6 protein-coding genes are annotated in these 15,691 nt (G+C 44.2%); 4 read left to right on the forward strand and 2 right to left on the reverse strand.

Going from position 1 to position 15,691, the window contains the following annotated elements:
- Nucleotides 1-42 precede the first annotated feature (42 nt).
- Both ES754_RS04675 and ES754_RS04680 read right to left on the reverse strand, forming a co-directional pair.
- Complete coding sequence (locus tag ES754_RS04675) at nucleotides 43-5,358, reverse strand: translocation/assembly module TamB domain-containing protein (protein WP_227677683.1); 5,316 nt, start codon at nucleotides 5,356-5,358, stop codon at nucleotides 43-45.
- A gap of 197 nt (nucleotides 5,359-5,555) precedes the next feature.
- Nucleotides 5,556-8,936, reverse strand: coding sequence for an autotransporter assembly complex protein TamA (locus tag ES754_RS04680; RefSeq protein WP_147222494.1), 3,381 nt, complete (start codon nucleotides 8,934-8,936; stop codon nucleotides 5,556-5,558).
- Nucleotides 8,937-9,331: 395 nt separating this feature from the next.
- On the opposite strand from ES754_RS04680, the gene ES754_RS04685 reads away from it, so the two are divergent.
- The 4 genes from ES754_RS04685 to ES754_RS04700 all read left to right on the forward strand — a co-directional run bounded on the left by ES754_RS04685 (nucleotide 9,332) and on the right by ES754_RS04700 (nucleotide 15,591).
- Nucleotides 9,332-10,654, forward strand: coding sequence for an MFS transporter (locus tag ES754_RS04685; protein WP_147222496.1), 1,323 nt, complete (start codon nucleotides 9,332-9,334; stop codon nucleotides 10,652-10,654).
- Nucleotides 10,655-10,822: 168 nt separating this feature from the next.
- Nucleotides 10,823-11,467, forward strand: a complete 645-nt coding sequence (gene coq7, locus ES754_RS04690) for a 2-polyprenyl-3-methyl-6-methoxy-1,4-benzoquinone monooxygenase (protein ID WP_147222498.1) — start codon at nucleotides 10,823-10,825, stop codon at nucleotides 11,465-11,467.
- 173 nt (nucleotides 11,468-11,640) lie between these two features.
- Complete coding sequence (locus tag ES754_RS04695) at nucleotides 11,641-12,744, forward strand: tetratricopeptide repeat protein (RefSeq protein ID WP_147222501.1); 1,104 nt, start codon at nucleotides 11,641-11,643, stop codon at nucleotides 12,742-12,744.
- Nucleotides 12,745-13,098: 354 nt separating this feature from the next.
- On the forward strand, nucleotides 13,099-15,591 hold the full coding sequence (locus tag ES754_RS04700; RefSeq protein WP_227677681.1) for an esterase/lipase family protein: 2,493 nt from the start codon (nucleotides 13,099-13,101) through the stop codon (nucleotides 15,589-15,591).
- Nucleotides 15,592-15,691 lie beyond the last annotated feature (100 nt).

Raw genomic sequence — 15,691 nt, forward strand, 5'->3', positions numbered from 1 at the left:
TATTATCTAAAATTCTTACCACCTTTTAGACGCCTACTATTGTTAGAACTGCCAACTGTAAACGACATCAACGGCATTTTCTGCAGCTGAGGTGGCTTCGACATAAATACGGCGGGTCAGCTGATACCGAATAGATAAGCTGTTTTGCGCATTAAACACGCCCACACCATAGCGAATATATAAATCAGGGGTCACATAACCTGTAACGTTGACATTGGTGTCTTCACTATTACCCGACGCATCAACGGTTAAGCTTTGCAAACCAAGCGCTTGCCCAATTTGATTGGTTAGGGTTCGCGTGCCACTCAAACCAAAGCTCAAACCAGCTGCCGCTAAGTTATTGGTGACCTCGGACTTAAAGCCTTGCTCACTGATTTGGGTTGCGCCTGTATTATTAATACGGCCAGTGACCAAAGCATTCATCGCTTGCTGCTGCGTAAGTCCTGCATTGTTAAAGACCACAATGTTAGGATTCTCCGTATTGCCTTTGACTCGCAGACCCACTGTTTTACCACTAATGGTTTTGACTGCTTCAATACTTAGATTGGGCTTCATCACATCGCCATTAAAGCGCACTTGGCCATAATTGAGCTCTAAGCTTTGCCCAAAGACGTTGACATTGGTACGTCGTGATACTTGAACAACGCCTTTAGCACGCATCACACCTTGGCCATTCTGATTGATATTTAACGCGCCCGCCAATGGAATGACCGCACCGAAGCCACGGAAATTAATATCATCACCCAAATCAATACCAATATCAGCATTAATTGACCATGGCTTAGATATCGCCAGTACCTCATCAATATTACCAATCAGACGTCTGTCGAGTACCACCGCATCTCCAGTTTGAGTAATGATATCTTCACTGGCTTCTGGCGGACGAATGGTCGCTGATGGCACACTTATCGCGCCTTCAATATTCACATAACGGTCACCTGGGCGCACGATAATGTCGATATCAGGGTTAACTTCTGCCAATAACAATGGTGGCTGGGTCAATACGAGGTGCTCACCGATAATACTGAGCTTAGCCTGTAGCTTTTGTTGCCAGTCTACTGTGCCTGTCAACGCGCCTGTACCTGTGCCACTATTAAACTTGCCGTCAATGGTCGCATCCGTACCCCGAATCTTGGCGGCTACATTGACATTAGTCAAATTAACTGGTAGATCCAGCATCGCAATGCGCCCATCGGCTAGCTTAACATCGCCATAGAACTGCGGTTTATCGAGCGTGCCGCCCAAGCCGCCCGCCATCGTTATATTCCCTTCAAGCACTCGCATTCCTGGGAAGAAAGGTTTAAAAATTGCTAAGTTCAGTTCATTAAGTACCAGTGCTCCTGAAATCGGTTTCGGAGTTTTATAAGGGTCAACAATCACTTCAGCATAACCACGTGCCCCGCCGCCCGTATTAATATCAGTACGCAGTTTTAAGCCTTCAGGAACGGACAGCGCAATGAGCGACACCCGCTTGTACGGTAAGGTGACGGGTTCAGCATCACCATCTTGAATCAGACCAACTTTACCGTCGTCAGAGTATAAGGTGGTATTAATAGTTGGCGGCTTGCCTTTTTGCCATCCAACAATCGCTCTCCCATTAATTTTGCCATGCCAATCGATGTCTTTTGGTAAGAAGGACGCAAATAGGGAGCTATCCAGCTTTTGTAACGCAAGATTGACTTGTCCACCAGCGGCCGAAGCGATGAGATTCTCACGCAGACACAGTTTGCCAGTTTGGTCTTCAGCTTGCCAACAATGGGCGGCCAGCTGTACTTTTAAGTCGCTCTTACCGTTATCTGGCAAATTGACAATTAATTGTGCCGGTTGTAATTGGTTTAGGGTGGCATATTGAGATTGCACCTGACCATTACCGATGACTCCTGACCAGCTCAGTTTTTGACGGTTAAAGCCGCCTTTAAGCTTTGCAAAAATATCAAGTTGCTCGTTGGCCACCTCGATATTGACGATATGGTCTTGTTCAGTGCCATCAAAGGAAGCGTTAACATTTTTAAAGGTTTGTCCGGCGGCATCTAAGCCTTCAGCACTGACAATCAGCTGGCTTGGGCTATTGGCAAGATTGACCAGCTTGCCGCTAATACGACCTTGGCGCAAAATAAATCCAGGTAACGCTATGCGCTCACCGATTAAATCAATATAAATAGTTGGTAGTGCTTGCCCTGCTGGTTGCGACAAGGTAGCACCGCCGGTCACTTTACCACTGAGCTTATCTGATAATTGATCGAGATTAGTGATATTTATTTTTGTCTCTAACTGCTGAGCATTACCATTAGCAGTAATATAGTTATCGCCCAAACGCAGTACCAAATTATCAGCATTTAAACTGTCAATCAAAGCATTCACTTGCTTATACTGAGCTTCAGCGTCTTGCGCCTGCAAACGTTTAAAGTAGCTGGCCAAGTCTTCAGGTAAATGCAGTTTAGCCGCTAAGCTGCCTTTAGCACTTAACGGCTGACCTCTTAAAGTACCCGTTAAATTGAGCTGGTTTAAGTTAATAATTTGCTGCGATTTTGTCCAGCGTCCATCACTGTTTAAGGTACCAGTGATGAGACTTGGGGTGTCTTTGAGGAAATAGCCCAGATTAAACTTATCCATCTGCGCGCTAATATCCCATGCGATCCCTTGGTGTATGTCCACCGTCCCTTTAGCATCAATACTGCCTGCTGTACCCACATGACGAAAGCGTTTAATACGAATGAGCTTATTGTCGCCACTGGCATTGACGGTTAATTTACCAGAAGGCAGCTCTGTACCCTTTAAACTACCATCCAATTCACCCTCAAAATCAATGGCAAAACGCTGTAATCTGCCTTCTATAAAGGGACGATTTTTTGGCGCAAATTGCCATTGTCCATTGGTGGTCAAATCACCACTGATAATCGCTGGACTGTCAGGCAAGAAGTAACCCACATTAAATTTATCCATCGCACCGCTGATATCCCACGCAATCCCTTGACGCATATCGATGGTACCTTTGGCATCGATACTCCCAGCCGCGCCTACATGACTAAAACGTTTGATACGGATCAAGTCATTGTCACCGCTGGCATTGATGTTGAGCCTTCCGGCAGGAAGCTGCTCAGCGTCTAACACTCCGCTAAAATCAACTGCAAATTGTTGTAACTTGCCTTTAGCGTTGGGATTATTCTTGGCGGCAGGTTGCCATGTACCGCTGGTGCTCAAGTCGCCGGTGAGAATGGCTGGATTATTAGGTAAAAAGTAACCCACATTAAAGGTATCAAAGCGTCCAGTAATATCCCAGCCGATATTGTTGCCTAAGTTGAGCACGCCTTTGGCTTTAACTGCGCCCGCCTCGCCCGTATAATTTAATGTGCGAAAACTGAGACGCTCAGGTGTGCCAGCCACATCAATCGAGAGGCGACCTTTCGGTACATCTTTGGTGTCAATATTGCCATCAAAGCGCGCATCGAATACTGACAGCTTGCCGCCGAGAATATCCACGCTCGCATCACCGCCACCAGTAATACCAATAGTACGACCGTCTTGCGAAGCATCGAGCTTAGCTTGCAGATCAGTATTATTAAAGGTGATAATATGACGCTGACCTTTCATGCGGTTTTTGCTGATAGTCAGCATACGACCACGCGCATTGATACGTCCTTTAATGCTTTCAATCGGCAAGTCACTATTATACTGTTTAGGTAACAAGCCGTTGGTACGGGCATCAATCTGCCATGTTAGCGGACTCTTGTTAGTGGCCAGCTGAATCTGTCCGTTACCCGTTAAATCGCCTACCACCCCTTTGTAATTCAGACGATTGATATCAATGACGTTGCCTGCTTTGCGGACTTTTACGTCATAGTTGCCTTTGGGTGCGACATTGAGCTCATTAATCAAGGCGTTAGCATCGACCGACAAGTTTGAACCACGCACAATAACACTGGCCTTTCCGCTCGGACTATTAACATTACCGATATTGGGCAGTTGTTTACGTACTAGGTTCTGCCAAGTCGCATCGACATACCAAGGCGCTTTTTGCTTGGATTTTACTGGCTTTCTACCTTGTATAATTTTGGCATTCACATGTTCGCCGTCACGCTGGCGTAAGTCGGCATTGAGCTGTAGGTTACCGGTAGTATTTTTTTGTTGATAATGTACGGACAACTTACCATTGAGGTTTTGCGGCGCGTAGACTTTATAATCCGCATATTCTTTGGGAATCGCACGGCGAATATCAAAGCTAGTGCCCGTTGCTACTACTTTCGCATCAAAGCTGTATTTCCAGTCTAAAACCCCTTGCAGCAATAAGCGTCCAGAGGGAACATTGGCGTTAATTTGATCAATACGTAACTGTTTGTCCGCAATGACTGCACGACCTTGATAATGCCCTGAAGGAATGTCTTTCGCGCTAAGCTCAGTATTAATACGCAGACGAATTTCTGACAGGACGCCATCGGCAGTCAGTGTGCCGCTGTTAAGGTGGATATTTTGAGCGTCGGCATACGGAATGAGGATATCATCCCATTGCAATTTTGCTTGGAATGGTGCGCCTTTATCCAACCCTTGTATGACAATATCACCGCGCACGTCACCTTCGTTGTAACGGCTACGAACTTTACCCACTGTACGTTTTAGACTGCCTGTTGCAACGATATCAAGTGGCGCTACATAGGCTTTTTCTAAGGCGCTCACCTCAGCAATCGCAGTTAGGTCGAGAGGGTAATCGCCTTGCAAATCAATATTACCTTGTAAGGCACTAACTTTGACAACATCGGCATAATGCAAATTACCACGACCAATAGTAACTTTGCTGTCTACCCACGTTAAATCACGCGCTGTAATATCATGAATAACAATCGGAGCTTTGGTCACTTGTTTATAAACGATGGTCTTTATTTTTGCTTGGTCGAAGCGTAGATTGACTGGAAGCTTAAGGGTTTTATAATCATAAGGCTCACCCGTTGGCGCTTTTTTATTGATAATCTCGATACGTTGAATATCAGCATCACGCAGATGAACTTCTTTCGCAAAAACAGCGCGCCAGCCTATTTTTACATAGGCTTTATCGACTAAGACTTCTATATCGTCAGTAGCCTCGATATCTATATCAGTGACCCACAGCCCTTCACGCAGATTACCTGAGCCATAGGTAAGCTTAATCCCTGTCTCGCCATCGATTTTATCTAATATGAACTTAGTACCCGAATCCGTACCAGCCATATAAAAAAACACAGCAAACATAAGTGCTAGTACGATGAGAATTAACACTAATAATTTGAGTACAAAAGACAGCGGATACCAACGCCGTACCGCACGCGCATCTCTTTGTGCCGGATCTTCGACCGGTGGTTCATTAGAAGGCGGGGTATGATTGTTCAATAGGACACTCAATTGGGTTAAAAAAGTTCGATAGTACCTTACGATTAAGACGGTAATACTAATCTTACTACTATACTAGTAATAGTAAAATACTACGACCAGCGCAATATGCAATATATAAGCAAATAAGCTCACAGTTTTGTGAGCTTAGCATTTACTAATTTACTTATAAAGTTAAGTTGCTTATATTAAGTTACTTATAAAGGCGAGCCAATAAAGAAGTGCAGTCTAACTGGAATATCCTCTTCTGTCACGCCAGCCGCAACATCAACACGCACGACGCCCACCGGAGACGCCCAGCGAATACCGACGCCGACGCCAACCTTAGTATCAGCGTTAAAGTCTTTGTCATACGCATTGCCCACATCGCTAAATACTGCCCCGCGGAAACCCGGTTTAAATTCATAGTTGTATTCAGCACTACCAACAGCAAGGATTTGCCCACCTGTCAGATAGCCTTTATCTATCGGCGATAAGCTGTTGTAGTCGTAACCACGAATGCTCTGGTCACCACCAGCAAAGAAACGCAATTTATAGGGCACATCATAGAAATCATCCGCCCAAATATAACCCGTGTTCAAACTACCAAGTACTTGATGTTTCTTATTATCACCAAAGCTATAAATACCGCTCACTCCAGCGCGTACAATTGCCAAATCAGTGTCACTAAACGCCTTATCTGCTCCGGCTTCAATGCCATAATACTGACGATATCCGCGCGTCGGATTGGCCGCATTATCAACGGTGGTTTTACTTATCCCATAACCTAACAGTAATGCTTGCTGCTTAGGGCTGGATGAAACAAAGCGTACCGGTAAATCCTCTAATTCAGCGTCATCAACACCCGTTTCCAGCTGATCTAAACGATAACGCACAAAGTAGCTGCGGTCCCAGCCATTGTCGCGATGGATATTACGCGCCAGTGCCGCTTTTAAGGTTTTGGTTGATAAATCAAAGTTACCTTTACCTTGGTCAATCGTTTCTTCTTCATAAGTTAGACGCGCCTCTAACTTATCGTTAAGTGGGTGTTTCCATGGCCTGCTACCATAAATAGTGGCATTTTTATTAATTCTCGATACGGCAACTTCCGCACCTGCCTGATAGCCTTTGCGATTGATTAAATTATAGTCAACCTTCCCTGTCGCCCGCACACCTGTATCGGTACCATAACCGATACCCACTTGTGCATCACGCGGCTTATCCGCAGAAACAAACACATAGAGTGGCACTTTTTTTCTGGCTTGCACTTGCTCTGGGGTTTTACGACCTTCAAGGGTTGGTGGCACAAAAGTCTCATCGGCAATTAACATTTCCTCATCTGGGAATACTTTTTTAGCGACCTTGCTGATAGAATCACTGATTTTACCCAATATGCTGTCTGTTTCACGCGTTTTTTCGTCCAGTACGCGATCAGTTGGCAGGCGACTTAAACGCTCTGCTTTTTGTTTAATGGCCAAAAACTTCTCGTGAGTTTCCTCATCCACTTCAAACTCAATAGGCGCAATATCTGCTTCATCAACGCTAGTCCCACTGCTGGCATTAATTTGACCATCGTCATTTTTGTCAGCATCCGTATTGGCATTACCGTCATTCTCAGAACGGCTATTACTGCCACCGCGAGCGTTCTCATTACCCGTATTGCTACTACTGCTTGGCGTAGTAATCGTACCATCACTACTTACGTCGCTATCTATGCCGCTGTTATCATCAGTAGTTGGCGCATTGTCGAATGCTAAGGTACTGGTTTCACTGAGCTCGTCAGGTGGTACGATGGTCTCAACGTTAACGGTATTAAAATAGCGGGTCGCGGATAAGTCATTACTGAATTTAGTGATATCAGGACGGAAAAAAGGGTCGCCCGCTTTGAACTCATATAACTGGCGTAATAATGACAGCTCAACCGGCAGCTTATCGGGGTCTTGAGTCAAAGTACCTGACTCTTTATCGTAGGTAAAAAACACCACCTCATCGAACTGATAGCGATCGCCAGTGTTATACACCAGCGATACATCAGCCGTGTTATCCGGTAAGATAATATCGACTGATTTATTAAGCCAGTATTGATCAAAGTAACCGTAGGTACTACTTAAAGCTTCAAGTGCTGCCTTACTATCCTTATAAACACGGTGGTTGAAAATATCGCCTTCTTTAGGCGGTAACTCTTTCTCAAGGGCTTTAAATTCAGCCTGTTCAATGCCTTGACCGCGAATATCGACAATATGGCTCTCAACGCGTACCGGCTCGCCGAGCTTTTCGATAATCACATCAATAGTATCGCTGCTAGTTTGGCGTAGGCGTAACGTAATATCATAGTAACCGACCGCTTTTGCAGCATCAACGGCGATTTGGCGCAAGCGTGGTAAGGCCGCTGTAAAATCAACAACCGATTGCACCGTAGTGTCATCAAGCGCTGCTTTAATATTATTAATAGGCTGAATATCGTCATCAGCTTTGATAAGTTTGGGCGTGCCATTGGGAGCATTGCTCGCGGCATCTTGCTGTAAATAAACCGTAGTTTCGACATGTGGTAAAGCCATGTAACCACTATTAAATAAGCGATTGTATGTCCGTTTAATAAAACCACCGTTATTACGAGCGCGCAGTTTAGGCTTAGCGCCTTGCTTCACGCTTTCAGCAACCGCTTGCGTCTCGCTTGAATCTTCATAACCTGGCAGGTAATCTTCGGGATTCAAAGCATCTACTGGTTTATTTGGATTGCCTGCGCCAATGGCCGGTCTACTCTGCTGCTGCGCAAGCGTTTTCTTAGGATTGGCTTGCTGGTTAATATCGACACCCACATCAACACGGCCGCTGGTGACCGCATCACTGACGTTAATGGGACGCGCCATAATTTCGGCATTTTCAGCGCGCGCCTCTTTACTCTTATTAGTGCTGTCATTAAACCCAAGCGTCTCAAGATTATTTGGTGCTGGTAAATTGGCAGCATCTAAACTAGTATCCAGTCCAATAAGCGTTGTGCGCCCGTCCAGCATTGCAACCGGCGCATTAAAACCACTGTTGTTATCTTTACGGCTACTTTGCTTGTTCGCAGCATTGACAGCGGCAAGCTCGCGCTCAATTTGCGCAGGCGTCATCATCTGATAGCCCTGCTGCTGTACGCTTGCCACTTGTTGCTGCAAGTTATCATTGGACGTGCTAGATGACATACTGTTACTGCGGTTATCTGAACTCGATTTTTTATTAGATTGATTTTTAGGCTGGGTTTTAGAATTACTACTTAAGTTTTGCTTTTTATAGTCATCTAATACTGATTGTTCAATAATGCCGTCATCAACCGCCTTTTTTAAGCGTAACGCATCTAATGCGGTATCAAGCTGGGCGTCAGACAGTGCCGAGCTATTGCTGACATTGCTATTAGCACCATCATTGGTCTCAGCTGCGAGCGCCGGCGTGATGCCAAACCCAACTAAACTACTCGTCAGTGCGGTAAACAACGCAGTGCGGGCAAAATAAATGCGTGAGTGAGCACATTCACTGAACACCTCTTTTCGGCTAGGGCTTTGATTAGTGGACAAGCTTGATACGTTGCGTGCTGGACTTAAAAGCTGACGGCTCATGATTACTTATTTCCTATCGCTTCATGCGGCTCAATGGTACTTTCAATACTTTTGATTTACGGCTCATACTTTATAAACAGCACTATAAAAATTTATATCGACGAAAATTCTGCTGTTAAAGTTCACTGATGAATAAACTCATAGCACGTGAGTAAAATAGTGACATAAAAAGTAGTTACGTAAAACTTACAAATCATAACTGAGTTAATTATTAAATCATAGGGTCTATCGCATGTATTTCTGCTAAAGCCTTGCTATTATACTGCCTAATATTCATAAAACCTATCTTAACCTTTGATAAGTTTTTGATAGTATTAATAATAATTGATAATAACAGTTATAAGCCACTCTTTTCTCTTTAGTCCTTTAGATGCTGTCCGCTTGTAGGAGCCCTCATGGCAAACCAGTTTCAGTTATTCAAGCATCGCCGTTTTAGCGCCATGTTTTTTACTCAATTTTTGGGTGCGTTTAATGACAATATTTTCAAGCAAGCACTAATACTGGTTCTCACCTACACGGCAGCTAGTCAGCTTGGCGTAGCCATCAGCATTTTGAATAACTTAGCTGCAATGCTGTTTATTTTGCCTTATTTTTTATTTTCGGCATTGGCAGGCCAAATCGCTGATAAGTATGAAAAGTCTAAGCTGACACGTATTACTAAGTTGCTTGAGCTGGTCATTATGGTAATTGCAGCAGTGGGCTTTGTATTTGAATGGTATGCACTGTTATTTGTGGCTTTGTTTTTAATGGGTACCCAATCTACTTTTTTTGGGCCGATTAAATATGCTTATTTGCCCCAGGCGATGAAGGAAGATGAGCTGGTCGGTGCCAATGGACTGTTTCAAATGGGCACCTCACTGGCCATCTTGCTGGGTATGATTATCGCTGGCGTATTAACGCAGCTGCCGCAACCCCTATATTGGGTGAGCGGGGTGGTGTTAATGGTGGCGATATTGGGTTATGTAGCGGCGCGGTCTATTCCCAACATGCCAGCGATGCAGGCAAACTTAACCATCGACTGGAATATTTTTACCACCAGTATGGCGACGGTGCGCTACTTATATTCGTTACCCTTTTTATTCTTTGTGATTTTGGGCAATAGCTGGTTTTGGTTTTATGGCGCGACATTTTTGACCCAAACGCCAGAGTTTAGTAAGGTGCTTTTGCATGGTGATGAGTCGGTCGTTATTTTTCTGCTGACTTTATTCTCAGTTGGGGTTTCTATTGGTTCGCTGCTCTGTAAAACTTTTACTAAAAATCAGGTTAGTTTGCGCCTACTACCCTTTGGTATTGCGGGATTAAGTATTTTTGCGATTGACTTGTACTTTTCTTTATCAGGATTGAATATTGACGTCAACACCGGAGCGCTATTAGGTGTCAGTAATTTATTTAATATAGCGGGCAGCTGGCGGGTATTTGCTGATTTATTCTTTTTAGGGTTCAGCGGCGGGTTATATATCGTGCCTTTATATGCGTCAATGCAGGCTTACGCCCCTAAAAGTCACCGCGCCCGTGTCGTTGGCGCGAATAATATTTTCAATGCCATTTTCATGGTCACCTCAGCTATTTTTGCCATTGTCATATTAAACACCCTGAAGATGTCCCTGCCACAGTTATTTTTAATTACTGGTGTCCTTAACATCGCTTTCGGTCTATTTTTATATACCAAGCTGAATAAACATATCAAACAAGCGGTCATTCAAACCCATGATGAATAGGTTTATGCAGTATTATTAAATTCAATATGGCAAGTATTAGCATGACATTCAGTTACAGACGCGTCAGTTAATTGGCAGTTATGCTGACAATTTCCATGCCAGTATTCAAAATTGTTTGCTATAGTAGGACAAAATTGTGATTATCACTACCTCAATCAGGAGCTACCTATGGCGCTGCGTTCCTTATCCAAAATGGATCATTTGTTGCTTGGCGTTGACAAGGGATTGCGGGCTATCGTGCCGCGCTCAAACCCAAGCACACGCCCTCTTCCCGTCAGTAATGATACGATTCCTGAACTGAACATCACTGAAGCGCGGCATGTGGCAGGTCTAATGCGGATCAATCATACCGGCGAGGTCTGCGCGCAAGGGCTCTATCATGGTCAAGCATTCAGCGCTAAAGACCACGATGTTAAGCAAGCTATGCATCAATCAGCGCAAGAAGAAGTCGATCATTTGGTATGGTGTGAAACTCGCCTAGCAGAACTTGGTAGCCATCCGAGTATCTTTACACCACTATGGTATGTCATGTCATTTGGACTTGGGGCAGTGGCGGGGGCAATCTCTAATGAATTTAGCCTAGGATTTGTCGCTGAGACTGAAGCGCAGGTCAGTGAGCATTTGCAAGACCATATTGGTCAATTGCCGGTGCAAGATACGCGCTCAAAAGAGATATTGGCACAAATGGATATTGAAGAGCTGCATCATCGACAAGTGGCGCTTGATAATGGCGGCGCAGCCTTATCACCGTCTGTGCGTCATACTATGCGCTGGATGGCCAATGCGATGAAAGCCACTGCCTACCATTTATAAGGTTCGACTCATTTATTTCCATTAACTTTAAAACTGACTTTTAACACTCCTACTATTGAGCGCAATAACGCTAATTTGTTAGGGTAATAAAAACTTGTACTATTTTCCTTTATTTCTTCGTTATCATACGACTTACTTCTTACCCAAGCTTCTTACTTAAGGTAACTACTTTTATGAATGCCATAAACCAACCTTCACACTCTAAAAAACCACATAAATTTGCGACCGTTACTGCCTTAGCAGCAGCGTGCACTATGATGTTATCTGCGACTGCTATAGCGGCGACTGATACACCGACTTCTACCGTTACCAGCACTGCACCAAGTGCGATTGACTCTAGTAAACGCATAGTTCGCCGTGCCGCCTCTGCTACTGCCACTAGCGATACCGCTAACACTGCTGAGCAAGTTGACCAAACTACTGCGCCTAACTACATCGAACCATCTGTCGATAGCCCAGTTAGCGCTGCACAAGCAGTTAAACCTAAACCGTTACCGCTGGTAACTGCCTATAAACCTACTAATGCAGAACTCATACAGACGGGAGTGGCACATGTATATCAACCTGCTCCGATTACTAGCACCGGCCCTGACATCAGCCGTGGACAGTTAGCTAATATCCCTATTCCACAAGCACGAATCTCAGACGTCAGCTTTGTACCAACGATCATCATCGCGCAAAAAACTGCTGCTAATAGTGAAAAACTCGATGTCAGCTTGCTTGATGATTTTATCAAAGACACCTCGCCTAATGCCCGCCATTATCCACCAAACTTCCCTAACCGCACCCAACGTTATACTGCCCGTGAAAAAATTAAAGTATTAACCGATTGGATTGATCCGTACGCCCGCGCGCCTGATGCCTCTTATGATGTCTTACTACGCGCAGCCAAACTTAACGGCATGGGTCGTAACTTGGATTTAGGTTCGGAATACACCGTACGAGGCGGTAAGTATGTTGATCGCGCTATTAAGATTAACCCAAATAGCGCTGAGGCGAACTTCTTATACGGCTTGATGTTGTCAGAAGGTGGTGGTTTTAAAGAAGGGCAAAAGTATCTCGATCGCGCAGTAGCACTCGGTTATACCGAAGCCGAGCAAAGCTTAGCCCAATCGGACTTGTTGAGTGACCGCCGTAGCCAAGCGTTAGATCGTCTGCGTCGCCTTGAGAAAAAAATGCCTGATAATAGTGTTATTCGTCAGCAAATTAAGCTGATTGAAGCCGGTAAATTCTATATTTGGGACTTATCAGCATCTGATACCAATACCCAGCCATAAATATATGGGATAAATAGTTACTCATTAAAACGGTCCCGCTTTTGATAGTGGGACTAAAGGCGCGACTGTTTTATGTTGATGATTTATCAATAATAAAGCAGTTGCGCCTTTTTTGTGCTTACCGTATCAACAAAACTATTTATCAAAATTTATTTATTGAAAAACTTTTAATAGTTATGGTCGTATACTATTTTTAACGAATAAACTTCCAATCTTGAATTTTAATTATATGTGATTTCAAATACATGAGATTTTCATATAATATTGTGATGATAAAAGATACGCTACACTTATCATCAGGTGCTTTTGACGCCTTTATTAATACCCATTTACTTTTATCTACTGAGATTCTCTATGGCATTTGTCCGTCTTGTTGCCGCTGTGACCGCGTCTGCTACTAAAAAACCAACTTTTGCGGCGTCGCTAATAGTATTCATACTGGCAATAATGTTGCTGCCTGCCTGTAGTACGGTATCAGTGAACAAACAAGCGTCGTCCAAAACCATTTCTGCTCAGCGCGGTAATATTGTTACAAGTAATAAGCTCAGTAGCGACACCGCATCGACTTTATTGTCAGCAGGTCTCAATGACCAAGCTTGTATGCAGCACTTTGATCTGTGTTTAGCTCAGCTCACTGACAGTATGCTCAATAAACACTACCGCTCCGCCCTCGCTATCCTCTCTGAACTGCACTATGCCAAAGCAAAGCAGCTGGCAAAATCGCAAGATTGCAGCGATGCACTGGCGCGTCCGCCGATTGATCCCTATTACGCCAATGCCGCTTTAAGTGAGACGCAAACGGACAAGCAACGACAAAATACCAGTGCCTGTTTAACCAGTTATCAAGCAAGGCTGTTTGACGCTATTAAATCCAGCTATACCTATTTATTTTATGACCGCCTAGAGCACGACTTCGAAGGCGCAGAGGCAGCTAAGTCGAGCCAACCTAACCGGATACCGACCGACCTTGATATCCAAACTCAAGACATCTATAACGCTGCCAGTAACGACGTGCTCACTCAGTTGTATGAGTCCACGGATAATGCACACAAGCTACTGGGCGATACCGCGAATATTAAGGTGTCTTATTTACCAACTTTAAAAGCATTGGATGATAGCAATGAAGCCGCTATTGCTAACAGCTCACCGCTTCAGGGTGAGCCTACCGATCAGATTAAAGTCATGAAGATGCAAGTGGACAACTATAATCTGGATATCTATTTGCCCAATGAAAATAATTATTTGCAAAATGCCCACAAGCAAGCCTCTGCCCTCGCCGATTTAGTCTCAACTTATGATCTGCGCTTATCAGGACTTAATTCCATCAGTAAACGCCCCGGCTTAGGGATTAGCTTGGTCGCCTCACTCGACAACCGGTATACCACCACCATCCGCCAGTTATTAGTATCATCGCTATCTGGCAAACTATCTAAAGCAGCGAGCAATGGCAGTATGGATGATAGCGAGATGAGCGCGCGTATTTATCCAACGGGACACTTATTAATGACTGGTCTGATTATACCTACCGGCGATAGTGTTCTCGATGTACTTAGCAGTGAGCAGCTCGACATCCACCTCTATAACCCTTACCGTAGCGAAAGCGTGACTATTTTAGGGGATAATTACCCACTAACGGCCAACTTCTCTGCTGGTTATGGGTTATGGCTAGCAGAAAATCAGCTGGATGGCGTTGGCTATTTAAACTTATTAACACGCCGCCAAGAGGCCAGCTTGCCTAAATTATTTATGTTAGAGCCGTACGATCCTAACAAACGTGTTCTCATTATGATACATGGCTTGGCATCAAGCCCTGCGACTTGGGTCAATTTAACCAACGATATCTTTAACGATGATAAGTTGCGTGATAACTATCAAGTATGGCAAATCTTTTATCCGACTAACTTGCCTATTTTAGAAAATCGCTATCAAATTCAAAAGCTACTAACCGCTACTTATGAGCAAACCGATCCCGGCGGTCAAAATCGCGCCAGTAAGAACAGTGTAATCATTAGCCACAGTATGGGCGCCATCATTGCGCGAATGATGCTCTCTGATGATAACTTGACCAAAAACCTTGATGCATTAGAGGATAGAAATATATTTTCTAATGATAAACGTCAAATTGATACGATGCTTAAGCAAGCGTTTGGAGAGGAGGAACTGGGTATGCGCTTCAAATTAAGAACATTGCCACAAGTTGACACCGCAGTCTTTTTATCCGCGCCCTTTCAAGGTACAGATTATGCTGACCGCTGGTTTACGCGTGCTATCCGCCGCGTCATCTATTTGCCTTTAAGTATAGTTAAAACGGTTACGGATAATTTGGCAACGATTGCGACCCAAGGAGACTTGGCACAAAATCCATTAGGAGCCTTATATTTACAGAATGGCGCAAGCCAGTTGAGTGATAAGTCTTCCTTTATTCAACTGACTAAGAACATAGCTATTAACAATAGAATTACTTATCACTCCATCATCGCTAATAATGACTCGGACATCACTCAAGGACTGGCGCAGCTGCAACCCAATGGTGCAAAGATTGACTTGTCCCAAGCCGCGCCCGAAGAAAATAATAGGAATAGTGCCACCTCATCAAATCATAATGCGGCCGATATGACAGCGCTACCCAATGAACCTCTCGTGTCATCTGTCACGGTCAATGAGGATATTAGCCAAGCGCTGACCGAGCGTTTATCGGATGGTATTGTTCCTTATACCAGTGCCCACCTCGATGGCGCAGCATCAGAAACCGTCATCAGCGGTGGCCATAGTATTCAAGCCAATCCACAAACTATTCTTACTTTGCGTCGTATTTTGCACACACAGCTACAACAGCCTCTACCTTAGTATTATAAATAATGTAGTTTTGGTTAAATATGAATATTTAAAACCTGAGATACGCTGGTAGCGTAATTAGGTTTTAAATGTCATCAACGTACGAATTATT

Source organism: Psychrobacter frigidicola, from assembly GCF_007997305.1.
In the GTDB taxonomy this organism is placed as follows: domain Bacteria; phylum Pseudomonadota; class Gammaproteobacteria; order Pseudomonadales; family Moraxellaceae; genus Psychrobacter; species Psychrobacter frigidicola.

Excerpts from the sequence above, each read along its gene's own strand:
- ES754_RS04680 (WP_147222494.1), bottom strand. The coding sequence starts at position 8,936 with ATGAGCCGTCAGCTTTTAAGTCCAGCACGCAACGTATCAAGCTTGTCC.
- ES754_RS04685 (WP_147222496.1), top strand. The coding sequence starts at position 9,332 with ATGGCAAACCAGTTTCAGTTATTCAAGCATCGCCGTTTTAGCGCCATG.
- ES754_RS04700 (WP_227677681.1), top strand. The coding sequence starts at position 13,099 with ATGGCATTTGTCCGTCTTGTTGCCGCTGTGACCGCGTCTGCTACTAAA.
- coq7 (WP_147222498.1), top strand. The coding sequence starts at position 10,823 with ATGGCGCTGCGTTCCTTATCCAAAATGGATCATTTGTTGCTTGGCGTT.
- ES754_RS04695 (WP_147222501.1), top strand. The coding sequence starts at position 11,641 with ATGAATGCCATAAACCAACCTTCACACTCTAAAAAACCACATAAATTT.